Source organism: Clostridium sulfidigenes (assembly GCF_000732635.1).
GTDB classification, from domain to species: domain Bacteria; phylum Bacillota; class Clostridia; order Clostridiales; family Clostridiaceae; genus Clostridium_J; species Clostridium_J sulfidigenes.
In genome coordinates this window covers 20,572-40,465 of the sequence record NZ_JPMD01000027.1, presented here as the reverse complement: position 1 = coordinate 40,465, position 19,894 = coordinate 20,572, and the positions used below count along the sequence as shown (strand labels likewise).

The following is a 19,894-nucleotide window of genomic DNA, read 5'->3' as shown; positions in this document are numbered from 1 at the left end:
GATGCTGTAAGTGAGTGAAAAAAAATTAAAAATAGACAACATAGTAATGAAATATTTATGCTTTTTTATTATAGGTATAATTTTGTTTTTTATGAGTTATGGTTTTTTCAGTAAGTTTTCTTTTAATAAAGAAGAAAGATATATTTCTAACACTATGAAATCTATATGGAAGGTTAATAATAGCTGTAAAATCCTAATAGATAATAATATAGATGTTGAAAAAGCTCTTAGTGTTTTACCCCAAATGAAAGCTGACTTGATAGATATATCTATAGATTTAAATTCAAACCCTTCGGCTAAAGAAGTAATTTCACCAGAAAACTATGAAAATTTATCTAAAGGTATAAATGAAAATATTCTCATTATAGAGCAACTTGAAGCAATGCTGAAAAATCCTAATGGAAGTGATATTCAGCTAGCAGCTAATAATTTAAAATCCTTCAGAGATGCTACAGAAAACTATTATGACTTAATCAAGCTAAAAAAAGATTATAATTATGATTTAGGTGTTCCTATGTATTCAGTAATTGATTCAACTATAGACTATTGTATATCTTCTAATAATTTAAAGAAAATATCTGATTTAAAATCAGCAGATATTACTAAATTTATTCATACTTTAAGAGAGTTAGTTATATCCTTAGATAGCTTAAAATATAACTTCTATGAAGATGTCTTAAAATGTCGTAGCGGCAATATGACCTATGAACTTTTAATTTCTAATATAGATGATACTTCTAAAAAATTAGCTTCAGTACAAAATGTTTTATCTCAAATGTCCATACCTGATGATTCTTCATCACTATATAAAGATTTTACGGAAGTTGTATCCTCATATAATGACTACTTATATGAAATCAAATATGCTATCTTAACTGAAAAAGTTCGTAGAGATAGTAAGGATGTAAAGGAAGATTTTATGGACTCACTTTATGTTTCAAGTAATGAAACCTATGATAAAATAGAAAAAATGTATAAAAACTTTACTAAGGAGTATAATAACCTAAATAGCAATTACTGAAAAAGGAGATGAATTATATGAAAAAATTCATTTTGATTCTTTTACTTTTCTGTAACATCATTATCGTATCTCCATATCACATAGATACCCTTAATAGAGTTAATCCTACTAGAATAGAAGTCTAATAACTTTAAAATAAAAATAGAGAGAATGGAGCTATAAATTAGTCCATTCTCTCTATTTATGTTATAAATATAAGTCTTATTTTAATATAGCCTTTATTCTGCTATTATTATATTCTGATTTGCTAAATCTATTAGTAAGAATTTCAGCATATTTTTTTGACTTTTCTTTATCTATTCCCTCATTATTTATTGCTAGAGAGTAAAGACATTGTTCTATATATGAACCATTTTTTTCATACTTGTCTACATATATCTCATAATACTTATTTGCATTTTCTATATCTTCTAAACCTTCATAGGAGCTGGCCATCATAAATAGTATATGTTCATTTAGATACATACCCTCACTATATTTATAAACTAAGGTGAAGTTCTTTATTGCATTATCATACTTCTTATCTGCAATATAACTAACTCCTTTTTCATATAAGGACAATACTCCTTTTTCCTTTATTAAAGTTAATGCATTTTGAGCTATGTTCCTATCATTTATACTTAAACCTTCTATATCATATTTTTCTATGTATTTAATAATGCTTTCATAGTCTTTCGCCTTTACGTAGGATTTTAATGTACTTACATTAAAACTTTCATTTTCAATATTAGAATTCTCATTTTTTTCTATTTTTTTTATAATTTCATCACTTTTTGATTCTTTATGAGAATTCCCTTCTATTTTTTCACTATTTCCTTGGAAATTGTCTAAATTTGTTTTATCCTTATTAATTGCTCCATTCTTTTTTTCTTGTTTGATTTGTAACCATTGATGAGTTTTGTTGTATCCTTTAAATATTCCAATGCCTATTAATAATACAATACACACTGCAACTATACTTGTTCCTAATACCACCATAAACTTCTTAAATTTTACCCTAGTCTCTTTGGGTATAAAATTTAATTCTATTAACTGCTTTTTTAAGCTTAAAGCTTCTGGATTATGTTTATCAATAGTTAAAATATCTTCTATATATTTAACAGCTTTATTATGCTGCCCTAATTGCATATGACACTTAGCTATGTATTTCCAAAGATTTATACTGTTAAAATGGGAACTTTCACACTTTAGAAAACACTTTAAAGCATCTTTTACCTTAAATTCATTAAATAGATGTACACCTTGACTAAATATGTATACATCCCCTTCATCATGTCTAGAATCATCTAAATACTTTTTAGATACCATATCTCCATTTAATTTATAGCTTAGCTTCCAAAGAGTCTTTGCTTCTTCTAATTGTCCACGAATATAATATATTAGTCCCTTTAAATTCAATGTAGGAGAATGACTTCTATCTTTGTTTAATACCTTATCACAATAATTTAATGCTTTATCTAATCTTCCATCACAATAAAAATCCATTGCCTTTTTATAAGTCTTATTTATATTAACCATCACTTCACCACTTATATTTTATTTTATAACTTATTATAAATTTTATAGTATCTATTCCTATATATCTTTTTACAACTAATTTTATCATGTTACTAGTTTTATTATCAATAACTATGAATAAGAAAAAAGGTATTGCAACCTTTAGTTGCAATACACTATCTTATTCTACTTCTATTACATCTCCAAGAATATAATTATCAAAAGTTTTAGATTTGTCTTCTTTATCATTCATCATGTCATCTAAATAAAGAGCATATTTTAATATTAAGCTATCATCTTTTCTTGTTATAGATACAAATCGCTCTTTATCCTTAGCCGTAGCTATAAGCATTTGTTCACCTGTGGTTACATCTAAGATTATAATACGTTCACCATTAACTAATGTTCCATATCCTAAACCATGAACTATCATAAGATGAGTGTCATCATACCAACTTATTGATAGTGGTGATTGCTGACTTTCTTTCTCTGTTGCAGTATACTCATACATCTTATTTGTAGACGTATCTTTTACATAAAGTATACCTATTCCCTCTTCTATAGCCTTTTCTCCTTTACCTTCTATACTAGCTTCATATTTACCATCTTCTGTAGCTATAAATGGTGTATTAAAAGTTAACTCCTTAGACATAGTCACTTCCGCTTTACTATATAAGTCAACAATATTCACATTTGCTGATTTCTTTATATCGTCACTAGTCTTTTCTTCATTTGATGATGTCTCTGGAACGCTTTCTATAGGTTCGTTACTGTTGTTTTCTTTTGCCATTTCAGATTTAACTATATTTTCTTGCTTAGTAGAATTCTCTTCCTTTCCTGATGAAGCTGCTGAAAATATTTCTTTACCATCCATTAATTTCATAGCTACAGGAGTAACTATAACCCCTAATAAAAATGCAGCTGCAATAGCTAATGCTCCTTTGTACTTTCTTTTCATTCCTCTTCTCCCCCTTGTATATTTATTTTTATCTATACTCTCCATTATTTTTTCTGTAGAGTTTTTAAAGTTAATATTTTCATAAGAAAGGGCTTCTTTAAAAGTTTTATATTCTAAAACTTCTTTGTCAAAATCATCTTTACAACTTTGGCAGGTTAAAAGGTGACTCCTCATTTCTTCATCTGCTTCGGCTGACAAATTTTCTTCAATATATTCTGTTAACTTATCTTTGAACTGACTACATTTCATTGTGACTCCTCCTAACCTTACTTGCAAAAGACTTTGAATCCATCTCTTACTTTATAGTATCTCCTTTTCACAGTAGTTTCTGTAATATCTAGAATTTCACCTATATCTCTAAAAGTTAAATTCTGAGAATACCTTAAATTTAATATTTGCTTATCAACTTCATCTAGAGTTTTTATATATTTATTTACATTTTCTTTTACTTCTAAATATTCTAAAGATTCTTCCGGTCCCATTTCAGAAGATGATATATTATATGCTTCATCAATATCACTTTCATAAACCTTTCTATATTTCCTCATATAATCTATGGTTTTATTTTTTGCAATCTGCAAAACCCAATTTATAAAATTATATTTATTATTATACATATCTAATTTATTATATACAGTTATAAATACCTCTTGAGTAATATCCTCACTTGCTTCCTTCTGTTTTATCATTCCATAAATAAATCTAAGTATATTAAGCTGATATTTCTCAACTATAACTTGAAAACTATCTACGTCTCCCTTTAATACATTGCTTACAAGAATGGCATCTTCTATGGGAGCTCTTCCTTGCGATTCCTTCATCTTCTTCCCTCTCTTTATATAAATAATACGATATTAATTTAATAAAGTTTACTTTATTAATAAATTGACTAAAAATTTTATTATAATATTAAGACAGACAAATTAATATAATAAATAACATACTTATTATTATAATTCCTGCTATTAATGTGGTATTATAGGCATACTTGCCTCCATTATATTCTCTTTTTCATACATTCTTAAAAGGATCTTTTAACTTAGACATTGAAAAACCTCCTAAGTAAATAATTTACTCTCTCCTTATATGTTATCATAGTAGGACTGTAAATAAAATCTTTATTCCCATTTTGTATTGTAATATAAATGCTAATTGAATATAAAATAAAAAGTCTTCATTAATAATTTATAATGAAAACTTTACTATATAACTTATATTATAAATTTAGATATAATTACTTTTAATCCCTTAGCACTTTCTTCATTTCGCAACATCTGATTTTCAATCTCTCCTATATTAATGTATAAACAATTGGTCTTTTCTACAACTTCAACTATACCTGTTGCCCCTTTATTTACTGTATCACTTATATTTACCATGGAACTTGATATAGTAGATACAACACCCTTTAATTCTTTTGCTATGTGATTAAATTTTTCTATTAACTCATTAATAATTATAGAATCTCTATTGTATTGCTCCCCCATGATGTACATTTTTTTATAGTCTTTAATTATTACATCATCTATAAATTTTAAAATCTTATTGGAACTTATAGATATAGTACCTACAGATTCCTTAACATTTTTAATTACCTGTTGCATATTTTCTACTGTAACTCTTGAATGTTCCGCTAAATTTCTAACTTCATTTGCAACCACAGTAAAGCCTTTACCGTACTCACCTGCTCTAGCTGCTTCTATAGATGCATTTAAAGCTAGTAAATTTGTTTGGTTTGCAATATCTAATATTGATCCTGATAAATTTTCTATCTCACTGACGGATTTAGATTTTTCCATAGCTTCTATGAGATTTTTCTTTGTTTCTTCTAATATTTGAAGTGCCTTCTTGTTAGATACCTCCACATTGTCTTTTAATTCATTAGCCCTCCCTCTAATATCTATTGCAGTTTTCTCTCCTTCTTTAGCCTTATGGGTTATATCATTTATAAAACTCTCTACTCCTAAAGATAAACCACTAACCTCACTAGAGTTTACTGCCGCTTCCTCAATGGCCCTGGAAATTTCATCTACAGTGTTCGTTGTTCTTTCTGCATTCATATGAAGCTCTTTTATATACCTAGCTGTATCCCTAGAAGAGCTTAAAACATTATCTGAGGAATTATTAACTTCCACTATTATCTTTCTTATATTGTTCATAAACACATTAATAGCTTGTGATAATTCTTCTATTTCATCTCCTGACTCAACAATTATATCTTGAGTTAAATCACCACCTTTATTTACTAATTCATTTATCTTTCCTTTTAATCTATTTAATGGATATACAATTGAAATTGTTAAATATATACACACTATAATAGTAAATAAAATTATTCCTAAAGTTACACTTATAAATGTAATTATTACTCTCTTGTAGCGTTCATTAGCTTCTTTGTTTATACTTTCTAAATAATTTAAATTCTTTTGTTTAAGCTCATCTATAGAGCTTATCAATTCATCAAATTTATTTTTAGATTTCCCCTTAATTAAAGTTAAAACATTTCTCATTTCTTTATTTGTTTTATTTGCTTCTATAACTTCATTGTTAACTTCTAAGTAAACTTCAAATTTTTCTTGTATATTTTCAATATCTTTTTTTTCTCTATTACTATCACAATAATTAAAATAATCCTCTAAAATTAATTGTATATTTCCTTTTGATTCTTTCATTTCTTGTTCTATTCTATTTTTTTCTTCTGAAAATGTCTCCATTATATACCCATATTCTTTAGTTCTAAAATTTAAAACATGATAACTAAGTTCATCTGACTTTTGAATTTTACCACCATATATACTTGATATACCTTCTATGCTATTATGTAATTTCATCATTTGAAATATAGAATATACTCCAAATATTATTGTACTAATGCTTAATACTGATAAAGCTAAAATTAATCTGGTCTTGATGTTAAACTTTTTCTTAAATATTCTATTGAATTTTAATTTTTCTTTAGGCCACATTATTTCATCACTCTTTCTTATTTTATTTAACAATATAAATTTAACTTATTGCCAAATAATTTTGTACATGTATTAAGAAAATTTAAACTTCCTAACCAAGATTTAACACAATAAAATAACGCCTATCTAAGAATAAGATATCTTAGATAGGCGTTATTTTATTTATAATGTTTTTCTAACTACATCTATAACAGTTCCATCCCTATATTCTACAACTGCAACTATATCCTTAGATAATTCTATTGCTTTAGGAGTACCTGTTATTTTTTCAGCTATTTCCTTTAATTCCTCTATAGTTACCACATTAAGGTTTGCTTCTTTTAATTTTTCAATTAAATCAACCCTCTTAGGGTTAACAGCTATTCCTCTTTCAGTTACTATTACATCAATAGTTTCACCTGGAGTAGTTATAGTAGTCAACTTATCCTTTATTATTGGTAACCTTGCCTTAGTTAGTTTTGTTACTATTATAGTAAGTTTAGAGCCTGCTGCGGTGTCTGCATGACCACCAGACCCCCCCATTATAGTTCCATCTGAAGCAGTAGTAACATTTACATTAAAGTTTGTATCTATTTCTGTTGCTCCAAGTATTACTATATCTAAGTTATTTACTACAGCTCCTTTGTTATGAGCATTTCCATACATAGAAGCTGACATAGTTATATGTTTTTCATTTTTAGCACAAGACTCTACTGCCTTTAAATCAAAACATTGTACATCTAGTAAACTTTGGAATAATCCTTCTTCAAACATATCTACAATATAACCAGTTATTCCACCAGATGCAAAACTACCTTTGATTTCATTCTTATTCATATATTCTCTAAGCTCTGCAGCTACAGCTAGAGATATTCCTCCAGCTCCTGTTTGAAATGACATACCTTCTTTAACTAGTCCTGAAGCTATCATCGTATCTAGAGCATTCTTTGCAATTTTAAGGCCAATAGGATCCTTGGTAATTTGTGTAGTTCCTGATACTATTCCTGCTGGATTTCCTATAGAATCTACCTTAACTACATAATCTACATAAACTTGGTTTATTTCCATTGGGAAGTTTGGATATGGCACTAAGTTGTCTGTAATAGCTATTACAGTGTCTGCATATTCTGCATCAGAAACTGCATATCCTAAAGCACCACAAGCAGATTTACCAGTAAGTCCATTTATATTACCATACATATCACTAGAAGGTGCTGCTAAAAAGGCTATATCGATATGTAAATCTCCACTTTCAATAGCTCTTGATCTTCCACCATGGGTATGCATTATAGCTGGATATTTTAATTTACCCTGTGATATAGCATCAGCTACAGGTCCTGATATATAATTTGCATATATTTTAGATACAGTACCATCTTCAATATAAGCAACTAGCGGCTTATGAGTTGGAAATATAGAACTTGCTGCCACAGTTAAATTCTTTATTCCTCTTTTAGCCATGGATTCTACAACCATGTTAAGAATATAATCCCCATTTCTTAAGTGATGGTGAAAAGATATACACATTCCATCCCTAATTTCCACTTTATCTAAAACTTCTTCTAAAGAATTTACTAACTTTGCATCTCCAGGAACTACAGGTTTAATCTTTGCTGACGCCTTTTTTAATGGATTCATATTTTTAAAAGCACCTTCAAAAATCTTTACATTTCCGTATCCATCTATATACTCCGGAATTTCTCTTCCTAATACATTCTTCATATTATTATCACCTCAATCCCCTCATTAAATAAGGCCTAGTTTTTTACTTAATTCCACAGTGGTTTTTGCTCTATTTATAACTGGTGCATCTACCATTTTACCATCTAGAGAAAATACTCCCTTACCTTCTCTTTCAGCTTCTTCCATAGCATCTAATACCCTTTGAGCATGGATTATCTCTGCTTTAGTTGGAGCATATACTTGGTGTATTGTATCAATTTGTCTTGGATTAATTGATGCTTTGCCAGTCATTCCAAGGGATTTTGCAAGTAGAGTATCCTTTTCTAATCCTTCAAAGTCATTAGTATCTGTAAATGGAGTATCAATAGCCCCTACTCTCATAGCCTTACAAGCCACAGCTACCCTGTTTCTAGCATAAAATATCTCACTACCTTCTTTAGTTCTCTTAATTCCCATATCAGAAGTTAAATCTTCTCCACCTAAAAGAACTGCTACTATTCTGTCTGATGATTTTATAATGCTATATACATTTTCAACACCATAAGCACTTTCAACTATTGGTATTAACTTTATAGATTTGTCTCCAAAGCCTTCTTCTTTTTCTATTTTTTCAAGTCTACTGCTAATCTCTATAAGTTCATCTTCCGTTGCCTTTGGAACCATTAATGCATCTGGCTTAACTCTTCCGATAACTTCTATATCTTCACTTGAAAATTCTGTAGTAAGTGGATTTATTCTAACTACCACCTCTACTCCACTATAATCAACATTTTTAATTGCTTCTCTAACAAGAATTCTAGCACTATCTTTTTCTGTAAGACTTACTGCATCCTCCAAATCAAGAATTATAGAATCTGAACCTAAGATTGCAGCATCTTGTAACATTCCTGGATTATTTCCAGGCATAAAAAGCATAGTTCTTCTTAATTTCATATTTATACCCCCTACTGCGCTCTTTTTACTGCAGTTTCAATTCTAGCTCTTATTGTATAATCAAGAGCCCCTTTATCTTGAGCTTTAACAATGACATTTTTTACTTGTAAAGTATCTAAAGTTTCTCTAATAGCTCTTTCTATTTCAGCTCCAAATTGTTTCATAACCATACTCTCAAGTTCTATAGCTATTCCGCCCTCTTCATTAGGCATGATTATAACGTATATATCATTGGATTCTAGGGTTCCAGCCTTTGAAATTTTATTAATTTCCATCTAAATCACCTCTACCTATAAAACTTATTTTTTACTACTTAAGTAAGCTTCTCTACCTACTTTATATAAATTATTTCCTTCTGAATCTATTACTACAACTATAGGTAAATCCTCTACTTCAAGTCTTCTTATAGCTTCAGCTCCTAAATCTTCATAAGTCACTATTTCTGCTTTCTTTACGCATTTACCAATAAGGGCTGCAGCTCCACCTATAGCTCCAAAGTATACTGCTTTATTCTTTTTCATAGATTCTATTACTTCAGCATTTCTTAATCCTTTACCAATCATTCCTCTTAAACCATGGTCTAAAAGTGCTGGCGTATATGCATCCATTCTATAACTAGTAGTTGGTCCTGCTGAACCTATGGCCATTCCTTCTTTTGCTGGAGTTGGCCCTACATAATATATAACAGCATCCTTTACATCTATAGGAAGTTCTTCTCCTTTTTCTAAAAGTTCTGCAAGCCTCTTATGAGCAGCATCCCTACCTGTGTATATAACTCCACTTAATAAAACACTGTCTCCAGCTTTTAAATCTTTTACCTTTTCTTCTGTTAGTGGTGTAGTTATTCTCTTTTCCATAAACCTTACCCCCTAATTATAGCTCTATTTCTGCATGTCTTGTAGCATGACAATTAATATTTACAGCTACTGGAAGGCCTGCAATATGAGTTGGATATGTTTCTATATTTACAGCTAATGCTGTTGTTTTACCACCAAATCCTTGAGGCCCTATACCTAGTTCATTTATCATAGTTACTAGTTCCTCTTCTAACTCTGCGTAGAATGGATTTTCATTTCTTACATCTATGGATCTTATAAGTGCTTTTTTAGCAATTGTTGCAGCCTTATCAAAGGTTCCTCCAATTCCTACTCCAACAATTATTGGTGGACATGGATTCGGACCCGCTTCCTTAACTACTTTTATTATAAAATCTTTAACACCTTGAAGTCCATCAGAAGGTTTTAACATTTTTATTTGACTCATATTTTCAGAACCAAAGCCTTTAGGTGCCACAGTGATTTTTAACTTATCTCCTGGAACTATATTATAGTAGATCATAGCTGGAGTATTATCCTTTGTATTTACTCTATCTAAGGGATCCTTAACTACAGATTTTCTTAGGTATCCATCCTTATATCCTTGTCTAACCCCTTCATTAATTGCATCTTCTAGGGCTCCTCCAACTACCTGAACCTCTTGACCTATTTCTATAAATACACATGCCACACCAGTATCTTGACACATAGGCATATCTTCATTTTTAGCTATATCAGCATTAACTAATATTTTGTTTAATATTCCCTTTGCAATATCCCAATCTTCTTCCTCATGAGATTTTATAAGTCTGTTTTTAATATCACTACCTAGATAGTAATTTGCATCTATACATAGTTTTCTTATAGCTTCTGTTATCTGTGAAACTTTAATTTCTCTCATATATAATCCTCCTAAACTCATTGATTAAATATATTATTTCAATATTAATTTACTAATACAGTTTAATTTAAATCCCATGAATAATATATCTCATTTTTATAATTATTATAAGTAAAAAGGCAGTTTTAATTAAACCGCCTTTTTACTATATACCTAATGTATTATTTATTTCTTCTATTTACTAAGGCAACAACCCTATTCATTTCATTGTTCACTATCATGTAACCTTCATCAACACCCATACCTGGTTTAGCTAAGCATTGGTCTGCTCCACAAGCCATAGCAATGTTAGTGCAAACTTCTGCTGATCTATTTGTTTCGTTACATGTTCCTCCACAGTAAGCTCCAACCTTTTTCTTCTTACAATACAATATAGCTTCTATTGTATTATTTACTCCTCCAAGATCTGGAGTTTTTATTTGAAGCATATGTCCTGAGTTGTTATCTGCAAAGAATGCTACGTCTTCATAAGTATTACACCATTCATCTGCAACTAATTCTACATTGATATTTCTATTATCAAGTTCATCTGTTAGCTCTTTTAATGCTTCCATTTGTCTTTCTCTATGCTCTACATCCATTGGTCCTTCTATTCTTAATTTAAATGGTTTAGCAGCCTCTTCTAATGTTGCTATGTAGTCTGCCATTGCTTTTGTATCACAATCAAATGCAACTCCTATAGTTCCATAAACATCTATATGGAATATTGGGTTATAGTCTTCACTAGTTCTTAATTTTAAAACCCTATCACTTAACCATTTAACATATTCAAGAAGTTTTTCGCCCTTTAAGCCTAATTTCTCTTCTACATTGTTTATTAAAGCATGAGGTAAAACATCTGCTCCCTTGATAATCATCTTATCAGCGTTGTTGTATCTGTCATCTCCTGATTGAGTAAATATAGGAATTCTATTAATTTCTACTCCAGTATTATATTCATCTCTTACCACTTCAGCCATAGTAACTTTTTTAGCTTTTGCTACACCATCAAGGATAGCTTGAGTTACTCCATATCTTATAGCTGTATGAAGTCTTTTTCCATTTACCAACATTTTATCAAATTCTTCAGCTAAACATTTAAAGTTAGTTAATTCTCTACCTATAAGTTTTGGTGCTATTTCCTTTTCTATAACTGGTATGAAATCTTTAGCTAAGAATAATGGATCACGTCCACCTGCTCCTGAATATTGAACAGCTGCACAATCACCGTGTGCTACTTGACCATCTTCAAGTATTAACATTACAGATATAGATTCTCCTGCTTGTCTTATAGATGTAAATCCTTCAGTTACTGGCTCTCCAATATAAGTAAATCCATCATGACCAGCTCCAGCTTTTATTGCTCTTTGGTCATCAAAATAAAATCCAGTTCTTCCTGCAGAACATACTACATCAACAATTTTCATTTAAATACACCTTGCTTTCTATAATTTAAGAATTTTATATTAGTTTATTGTTAGCTTATAAATTATAAATGTTATTTTTCTGGTCTTCCAACAAGCTTTCCTTTTCCTACAGCAAATATATCATCTATTGTCATTTGGAATCCAACTGGACGATTTTCGTATTTTCCTCTTTCGTCTAGTTTTTTCATATTGAAAGCTTTAAGCTCTGCTGTAAATGGAACATTTCCAAATTTAAGATATCTTACTGCTCCATTATTATCTCTTGCAGGCATCATTTTACCAGCGTTATATTTACTTGGTGCAAATGGAATATCTATAACTCCCATATCAAAGCCTTTAACAGCACCTTTCGCTAAGTCACCGTTTCCTACTTCGTATAACTTATCTACCATGCATCTTGTTTCAGCTTTAATTATAGCAATTTCAGTTCTAAGTTCATCAGATAAGTGCATTTGTTGACCTTTTAATAAGTTTAAAGTCATTTTAGTTGCTCTTATACCTTGAGCATTTGCTTCTTTTGTTGGTATACCTATAGCTTCATGTGGAGTTTTAACTATAACTTTTGTAGCTCCTGCTAATGCTGCAGCTGCTGCTCCAGTAGATATAACACCAAAAGCCTTAGCTTCATCAGCTGGGAAACCTCCCATCCATTGATGGAATACTGTTGTTAGGTAAACATCACCATAACCATACGCTCTTAAGTAATCGCTACACTGCTCTTCAAGAGCTCTAATTGCTGCTACGTCTTGTATTAAGTTACCACACTGACCATATCCAACAGTAATATTCTTAACACCTTGTTCTGCTGCAAGTAATGCTTCTACTATTGCAACGGCATTAGATGTACTTGGTGGTACTAAAGTCCCTGTTAATGGACCAAATGGCTCTCTATTAATAGATATACCTTGCTCTTCATAGAAACCTACTAATCTATCACAATATTGCCAATCAAGAATAGTTTTTTCTAGAGTAACACTTTTAGCATATGGTATATTGTATGATATACCGCCACCTTCATTTGATGTCCAACCTGATGCATGAGTAATTTCTGCAAGTAATCTACCATCTGGAGTACCGTGTCTTGATTCTAATGGTAAGTTAACAGATTCAAATACTTGTCTACATCCTTTAACCCCGTGGTTAACCCCTGGAAATCCATTTAAAAGTGATCTTCTAGCTTTTATACTTTCTTGTATCCCAACTTCACATTCTTCATATCTATTTTGTCTTGTGTAACTATCTATTGTTGATGGTAGAAGATCCGCTCCACCTTCTTTGTCTAAGTAGTTTAGTAATTCTATGTGGCTATCTAATAAAGCTACACCGGCCCTAGGTTGAGCTAATGTTATGCCCGCTTCCTTTGCTTCCATTAATTTTTTAGCAAAGTTCTTGTGTGCTGGAATTTTTTTGTTGTAGTCTATAGCCTCCTGTAAATCTACTTCTTTACCTGTTGGCCATTGTGCTAAAACCTCTTCTCTTGTCTTAAAAAACTCTTCCTCGGTCCACTTTTTGTTTTTTAGTTCCACTTTAATTTACCTCCTAGTGATTTACACTTCCACTAAATATTTTTTCATTATTCTTATTGCTTTGTCAGGATAATCCTGAGCTAACAGACCCATTGATGATAATATATAAGTTTTGTCTATTAAAGTTTTTGGATTTCTAGGTCTTAAAGAAGTAGCATTTTCTTTATCAAAGGTTCCTGCTTTCAATATTTCACCTGGATGTTCGCTATGAACTAAAACGCCACCTGTGCCAATCATATATTTTACATCCATAAGATCTTTTCCTAATTGATTATATACAGCTCCCATTGGAGTGTATATGCATTCAACAGTGCCACAGTGTCTTTCCATAGAAAGTTCTGTAGCTGCCTTTGCCATAGCTTCATCAAATTTTATATCTTCATCTGTTTCAGGTACCATTTTAATATTGCTATTCCTATATTTACATCTTTCTTCAATTTGTATTTTTCTATCTTTATCATTTAAGTATGCTCTAAGCTTTCTACTACCTGCTGCTTCCCAAAGAGACACAGCTGAATATCTCATACCTAAGTCACCTTCTACAGTTCTTTTTGCAAAAGGTTCCTCTAACCCCTTCATATTTACTCCACCCTTTGTTGGCTCTCCATATCCTATAGAGTGTACATCAGTAGTAGCTCCACCTATATCAACAATGATTAAGTCTCCAATACCTTCTTCTTCATCGGTGCCTTCTCCCAACACTCTAGCTGCTTTAAGTACAGCTGCTGGTGTAGGCATTAGTATACCATTTATATAATTTTCTGCGTTGGATAGTCCTTTTGCATCAGTTATCCTATCCATAAATACTTTTCTTATTTCTTCTCTTGCTGGTTCCACATTTAAAGCATTTAATTGAGGCATAACATTTTCTGTTATGCTGAAATAGAATCCAGCTTTTTGAAATAATTCTTTTATTTCATCATTAGCACTTTTGTTTCCAGCAACAACTATAGGAAGATTAACATCTAAATCTACTAGCATCTTTGCATTATGTAGAATACATTGTTTATTTCCTCCATTAGTACCACCGGCTAAAAGAATTATATCTACATCAGAATTTTTTATCTCTAATACTTCATCCTTAGTTAATTCATAACTATATACTTTTATAACTCGAGCTCCTGCTCCTAAAGCAGCTCTCTTAGCAGCTTCTGCTGTAAGATCTGGCACAAGCCCAATTGCAACCATCTTTAAGCCTCCAGCTGCAGATGAACAAGCAAGCTTTTCAACAAAATTTACTTCTTTACCTTCTAGCTTATTCATTAGCTTATCATAAGCTTTATTAAATCCTATCATTATATCATCTTCGATAGTTGTTATGTCCTTGGCTGTAGCTAATATTTCTTCATTATCTATATCTACTGCAGTCAATTTGGTATAAGTACTACCAAAGTCTAAAAGTAAATATGCATTCATTTAAATCACTCCAGCTCTCTATTAAAACTCCAAGTAAAATCTACTTTAGTTAGTTTATGTGCTTATGTCTATTCTATTCCTAAATCCTCTTTCAAGTCATGTATAGTAGTGTCTATACTTGTTCCTGGTGGGTAAACTCTATTAAAGCCCATTGCTTTAAATCTTGAATAAACCTCATCCCAATCTTGTTTACCTACAACTATGTTACCACCAACATAGATAAGGATATCTTTTAATCCTGATTCATCACACTTTTCTCTTAAGCCTCTACAGTCAATCTCTCCATGTCCATAAAGAGAAGAAACAATTATTGCATCAGCATTTGTTTCCACTGCAGCATTTATAAAGTCTTCTTGTGGTGATAGTACACCAATATTGATAACTTCAAACCCTGCTTCTGTTAATGCATAATCCATGATTTTGTTACCTACAGCATGACAATCTGCTCCAATAACACCAAGAACTAATGTCTTCTTTTCCATTTTTAATTCCTCCTGAATTAATTTTTTTGATACTTTAATTCTACAATTTTTGACTTAAGCGCCTTCACTGATGTAGAGTCTAAGTTGTAAGAAAATTCTATAAGCTCTTTATTTTCATGGTTAAGCTTACAAACATCCTTATATCTACCTGGAGTTACTATTAGTACCTCCGATTTATCAATTATGCGTTTTAATTTAGCTTCTTCAGTTATACTAAAATACTCAACTGATAAATCTGAAAGACCCGCATTATCAAGTGCTGACTTAATTTTAAATATAAACTCTTCAGATAAACAAATAAAAGTAAATTTTGTTCCTGAAGGATGTCTAGCGATTCTTACAATGGATTCTAGATTAGGGCTTACTGCTACTCCTAGTATTTCCTTGTTAAAGCCTTTTAAAAATCCATCTACATCATTTACATGATTGAAAGGTGATATAATTACTTCACAAGTCGAAAGCTTGTCCTTTGTGTCATCACTCATTTTTTCTAAGTCCGTTAAAGTAAATGGTATCGTATTCATACTTGTTATTGATGTTATTTCTTTACTAAACATTCTGGCTTGCTCAATATTACATTCTACAAATGCTGAAGTAACTTTATTCATAACATCCTTTTTCTCACTAACCCTATTTGTTACTATATCTAAAAAATCATCTGGATCTATACCACATTCTAAAGCTTCTTCTAGAGCTAAATCCACAAATTTATTTATCTTTCTTCTGCTATCATAACTTTGCCATGATACTACTTCTTCTGCTACAAAAGTTCCTTTTCCTCGAATAGATTTTAATACTCCCTTAGCTTCTAGTTCATTATAGGCAGCGCTAATGGTATTTCTACTAACTACTAACTCTTGAGACAATTCTCTTTCTGTAGGCATCTTACTTCCAACTCTCAAAGTTCCATCTTTTATAAGATGCATTATTTGTTTTTTTACTTGGATATAGAGAGGTATCCCATTTTTTTTATCAATTGTAATGTTCAAAATCTCATCTCCTGACCCTTTGGACCAATGGCTTAATCCAATCCTTAATCATAATATCATATGGACTAATCATTTGCAATTTCACATTTTTGTATATTCTATAAAGAGCCCACCTTTTATAGAAAAAGTAGGCTCTTATCTTTAATTTGCTCCTTCTTTCAAGTAAATGCTGATAGATTCAGCCAATGCATCTGCAATTTTCTTTTGATATTCTTCATCCTTTAACTTTTGTGATTCTTCAGGATTACTTAGAAATCCACACTCTACAATGACTCCTGCCATATTATCATTACCTCTCAGTACTTTATATTGAGTGCCTGCAGCCTTTGCTTTTCTCTTATTGGACTGGTCCAATTTATCTTTTAATGTACCCTGCATAATATTTGCTAACCTTTCGCTTCCTTCATAATTTGAGTACCATACCTGAGCACCCTTACAATATGATTCTGGAAATGTATTTAGATGTATACTAACAAATATGTCACACTTTGTTTCTTCCTTCAAACTTACTCTTTTATTTAAGTCCTCATATTTTTTCTCTTTTACTGATTTTCCTTCAGTATAAAGTCCTATATCCTCTGCTCTTGTAAATTCAACCTTATATCCTTGACTTTTTAAATTTGCCCCTAATAGAAGTCCGATATTTAGGTTTATATCCTTTTCTGTAGTTCCATCCTTAGATGAAGCACCTCCATCTATTCCTCCGTGTCCTGGATCAATTAATATTATTTTATTTTTTTCTTGTTCTGATTCAGCATTTTTATAAGTTGTAGCCACCTTGTTTACATTAATTACAGACATGCATATGAATCCTAAAATAATTACTGTAAGTATTGATATTAATTTAGTATTCTTAATGGTTCCCCCCACCTTTTTTTATTACTCTGTAATTATACTTATTCATAAATTCATACTATTATTCTTTTACCTATATAATAAAAACCTTTCGGATACACATTATCCAAAAGGTTTTTAACATAAAAGCTATAAAATACTATTAATTTTAATTTTCATATATTATTTCAGCTATATTTACTGAGTGATCCCCTATTCTCTCTAAATTGCTTATCAAATCCAAGAAAATTGTTCCCACTACAGCATTACATACACCAGTGTTTAATCTTTTTATGTGTGATGCCCTTAGTTCTTTTTCTAGGGAGTCTATTCTTTCTTCTATTCCTCTTATCCCCGCTGCTTTTTCTCTATTATAACTTTTAAAACACTCTATACTCATTTCTACTGCACTTATAGTATAGTCAAACATACCTTTTATTTCATTCATAGCATCTGGAGAAAAACTTAATCTTTTTGTGATTCTCTCACTAGCAAGATCTGCAATATTCTCTGCATGATCTCCTATACGCTCAATATCATTTACCACATGGAAATATGCAGCTAGTTCTGCTCTCTGTTCGTCACCTAAATCTGAGTTAGATAACTTAACTAGATATCTTGTTATATCATGTTCTAATAGATTAATTATCTTTTCATTATTATATGCTACCTTTATTAGCTCTTCATCTCCTTGTAAAAAAGAATTCATAGCTACTTTTAAATTTTCCTTTGCCTTCTCACCCATTCTTACTATTTCATTAGTTGTTTGGCCAAAAGCTATTGCTGGAGTCTCTAGCAATCTTTCGTCTATATATTTTACACCTGGTACATCTTTTTCATCTTCACCAGGAATTATCTTATTAACAAATGCAACAAGATATTTAATTAAAGGAAGTAATAGTAATGTATTTACCACATTAAATAAGGTATGTGCATTTGCTATTTGTCTTGGTATAGCTTCAGCACCTACATCTGGACTTATTGATAAAACTATATTAGCTAAGAATGTAACTGGGATAATTAAGAATATAACAGCTCCTATAAGGTTAAATAACAAGTGAATAACTGCTGCTTTTTTTGCCGTTATTGAAGTTCCTATGCTAGATATTAATGCTGTTACACATGTACCAATGTTATTACCTAATAATATTGGTATTGCTACTGTTAATGGTAAGCTTCCTGTAGATGCTAAGGCTACTAGTATACCAGTAGAAGCTGATGAACTTTGAAGGACAGCTGTCATCATCATTCCTATTAAGAGTCCTAATATAGTATGTCCTTCTAATTTTAGTATTAAATTTGTAAAGAATACTGAGTCCTTAAGCGGTGACATTGCACTTGACATAAGTTTTAATCCTAAAAATAATATACCAAATCCAAGGATAATTTGACCCACTTCTTTTACTTTTCTTTTGTTGCAAAAAAGTATCATAACTGCACCAATGGCTAAAAATACAGGTGCAAAAGCATCAAATTTAAATGTTATTAATTGGGCTGTTATTGTAGTACCAATATTAGCTCCCATTATAACAGATGTTGCTTGATATAAATTCATAAGTCCTGCATTAACAAATCCAACAACCATTACTGTAGTAGCACTACTACTTTGAATAATAGCAGTGACAATGGTACCTGTTAGCACACCTTTCACTGGATTAGATGTTATCCTGTCAAAAATACCCTTCAGTTTATCTCCTGCTGCATTTTCAAGACCATCCCCCATAAGCTTCATCCCATATAGAAAAAGTCCTAATCCTCCTAAAAGGTTAATAATCAAAAATATGATATTATACATCAATTTACCTCCTACAATAAATCTCATTCCACAATATGTACTTTTTCTTTGTCCATTAAAATTCCATATTAATAATACACTATAATCAAAAACATGTTAATACTTATTTACATATTTAACACGAATTTAACATAACTTTTTATAAACATATTATTTATGAGTAATGTTATAACTTAAACTGCACTAATGATTATATAAAATGAGTTTACCTAAAAAAATTTACACAAAATAAAAATAAGGAGTATATATGTAAATATATACTCCTTATTCTTATATAACATACAGTTGTATGTACAAATACTATCTTTTTGAGAATTGAGAAGCTCTTCTTGCTTTTTTAAGACCGTATTTCTTTCTTTCTTTCATTCTTGGGTCTCTTGTTAAGAATCCAGCTTTCTTAAGTTCTGGTCTTAAGCTCTCATCAGCTTTTAATAAAGCTCTTGATATTCCGTGTCTGATAGCTCCAGCTTGACCTGTGTATCCACCACCGTGTACATTAACTAAAACGTCAAATTTGTCTTTAGTTCCTGTTAATACTAATGGTTGGTTAACTATGAATTTTAATGTATCTAATCCAAAGTAGTTATCCATATCTCTTTTATTTATTACAACTTTACCTTCACCAGGTACAAGTCTTACTCTAGCAACTGATTTCTTTCTTCTACCTGTTCCAAAATGTTGAACTTTTGCCAT

Annotated in this window: 18 protein-coding genes; 1 reads left to right on the top strand and 17 read right to left on the bottom strand. The window is 30.7% G+C overall.

Going from position 1 to position 19,894, the window contains the following annotated elements; genetic code table 11:
- Positions 1-10 precede the first annotated feature (10 nt).
- Positions 11-1,021, top strand: coding sequence for a hypothetical protein (locus IO99_RS11085; RefSeq protein ID WP_035133385.1), 1,011 nt, complete (start codon positions 11-13; stop codon positions 1,019-1,021).
- 201 nt (positions 1,022-1,222) lie between these two features.
- On the opposite strand, the gene IO99_RS11080 is transcribed toward IO99_RS11085, so the two are convergent.
- The 17 genes from IO99_RS11080 to rpsI form a co-directional block, all read right to left on the bottom strand.
- A complete protein-coding gene (locus IO99_RS11080) occupies positions 1,223-2,539 on the bottom strand; it encodes a tetratricopeptide repeat protein (protein WP_035133383.1) in 1,317 nt (438 codons plus the stop codon).
- Between the two features lie 160 nt (positions 2,540-2,699).
- Positions 2,700-3,725 carry a DUF4652 domain-containing protein gene (locus tag IO99_RS11075; RefSeq protein WP_035133380.1) on the bottom strand — a complete coding sequence of 342 codons (1,026 nt, stop codon included), beginning with the start codon at positions 3,723-3,725 and terminating at the stop codon, positions 2,700-2,702.
- A gap of 17 nt (positions 3,726-3,742) precedes the next feature.
- Positions 3,743-4,297 carry an RNA polymerase sigma factor gene (locus tag IO99_RS11070; protein ID WP_051824055.1) on the bottom strand — a complete coding sequence of 185 codons (555 nt, stop codon included), beginning with the start codon at positions 4,295-4,297 and terminating at the stop codon, positions 3,743-3,745.
- A gap of 390 nt (positions 4,298-4,687) precedes the next feature.
- Positions 4,688-6,442 carry a methyl-accepting chemotaxis protein gene (locus tag IO99_RS11065; protein WP_035133378.1) on the bottom strand — a complete coding sequence of 585 codons (1,755 nt, stop codon included), beginning with the start codon at positions 6,440-6,442 and terminating at the stop codon, positions 4,688-4,690.
- Positions 6,443-6,604: 162 nt separating this feature from the next.
- Positions 6,605-8,143, bottom strand: a complete 1,539-nt coding sequence (citF, locus tag IO99_RS11060) for a citrate lyase subunit alpha (protein ID WP_035133376.1) — start codon at positions 8,141-8,143, stop codon at positions 6,605-6,607.
- A gap of 24 nt (positions 8,144-8,167) precedes the next feature.
- The gene (locus tag IO99_RS11055; RefSeq protein ID WP_035133375.1) at positions 8,168-9,037 is read right to left on the bottom strand and encodes an HpcH/HpaI aldolase/citrate lyase family protein; all 870 of its coding nucleotides are present in this window, start codon (positions 9,035-9,037) and stop codon (positions 8,168-8,170) included.
- An 11-nt stretch (positions 9,038-9,048) separates the two neighbouring features.
- Positions 9,049-9,312, bottom strand: coding sequence for a citrate lyase acyl carrier protein (gene citD, locus IO99_RS11050; RefSeq protein WP_035133374.1), 264 nt, complete (start codon positions 9,310-9,312; stop codon positions 9,049-9,051).
- 24 nt (positions 9,313-9,336) lie between these two features.
- Positions 9,337-9,894 (bottom strand): Fe-S-containing hydro-lyase, encoded by a 558-nt coding sequence (locus tag IO99_RS11045; protein ID WP_035133373.1) that lies wholly within the window; start codon positions 9,892-9,894, stop codon positions 9,337-9,339.
- 16 nt (positions 9,895-9,910) lie between these two features.
- Positions 9,911-10,753 carry a fumarate hydratase gene (locus IO99_RS11040; RefSeq protein ID WP_035133372.1) on the bottom strand — a complete coding sequence of 281 codons (843 nt, stop codon included), beginning with the start codon at positions 10,751-10,753 and terminating at the stop codon, positions 9,911-9,913.
- 161 nt (positions 10,754-10,914) lie between these two features.
- The gene (locus IO99_RS11035) at positions 10,915-12,159 is read right to left on the bottom strand and encodes a methylaspartate ammonia-lyase (RefSeq protein WP_035133370.1); all 1,245 of its coding nucleotides are present in this window, start codon (positions 12,157-12,159) and stop codon (positions 10,915-10,917) included.
- A gap of 71 nt (positions 12,160-12,230) precedes the next feature.
- Entirely contained in the window at positions 12,231-13,685 is a 1,455-nt protein-coding gene (locus IO99_RS11030) for a methylaspartate mutase subunit E (RefSeq protein WP_035133368.1), read from the bottom strand.
- Positions 13,686-13,706: 21 nt separating this feature from the next.
- Entirely contained in the window at positions 13,707-15,101 is a 1,395-nt protein-coding gene (glmL, locus tag IO99_RS11025) for a methylaspartate mutase accessory protein GlmL (RefSeq protein WP_035133367.1), read from the bottom strand.
- A gap of 68 nt (positions 15,102-15,169) precedes the next feature.
- Positions 15,170-15,583 (bottom strand): methylaspartate mutase subunit S, encoded by a 414-nt coding sequence (glmS, locus tag IO99_RS11020; RefSeq protein WP_035133365.1) that lies wholly within the window; start codon positions 15,581-15,583, stop codon positions 15,170-15,172.
- 17 nt (positions 15,584-15,600) lie between these two features.
- Complete coding sequence (locus tag IO99_RS11015) at positions 15,601-16,572, bottom strand: GntR family transcriptional regulator (protein ID WP_035133363.1); 972 nt, start codon at positions 16,570-16,572, stop codon at positions 15,601-15,603.
- A 141-nt stretch (positions 16,573-16,713) separates the two neighbouring features.
- Positions 16,714-17,373 carry an N-acetylmuramoyl-L-alanine amidase CwlD gene (gene cwlD, locus IO99_RS11010; RefSeq protein WP_084178156.1) on the bottom strand — a complete coding sequence of 220 codons (660 nt, stop codon included), beginning with the start codon at positions 17,371-17,373 and terminating at the stop codon, positions 16,714-16,716.
- A 202-nt stretch (positions 17,374-17,575) separates the two neighbouring features.
- Positions 17,576-19,201, bottom strand: coding sequence for a Na/Pi cotransporter family protein (locus IO99_RS11005; protein WP_035133361.1), 1,626 nt, complete (start codon positions 19,199-19,201; stop codon positions 17,576-17,578).
- Between the two features lie 300 nt (positions 19,202-19,501).
- Positions 19,502-19,894, bottom strand: coding sequence for a 30S ribosomal protein S9 (gene rpsI, locus IO99_RS11000; protein ID WP_035133359.1), 393 nt, complete (start codon positions 19,892-19,894; stop codon positions 19,502-19,504).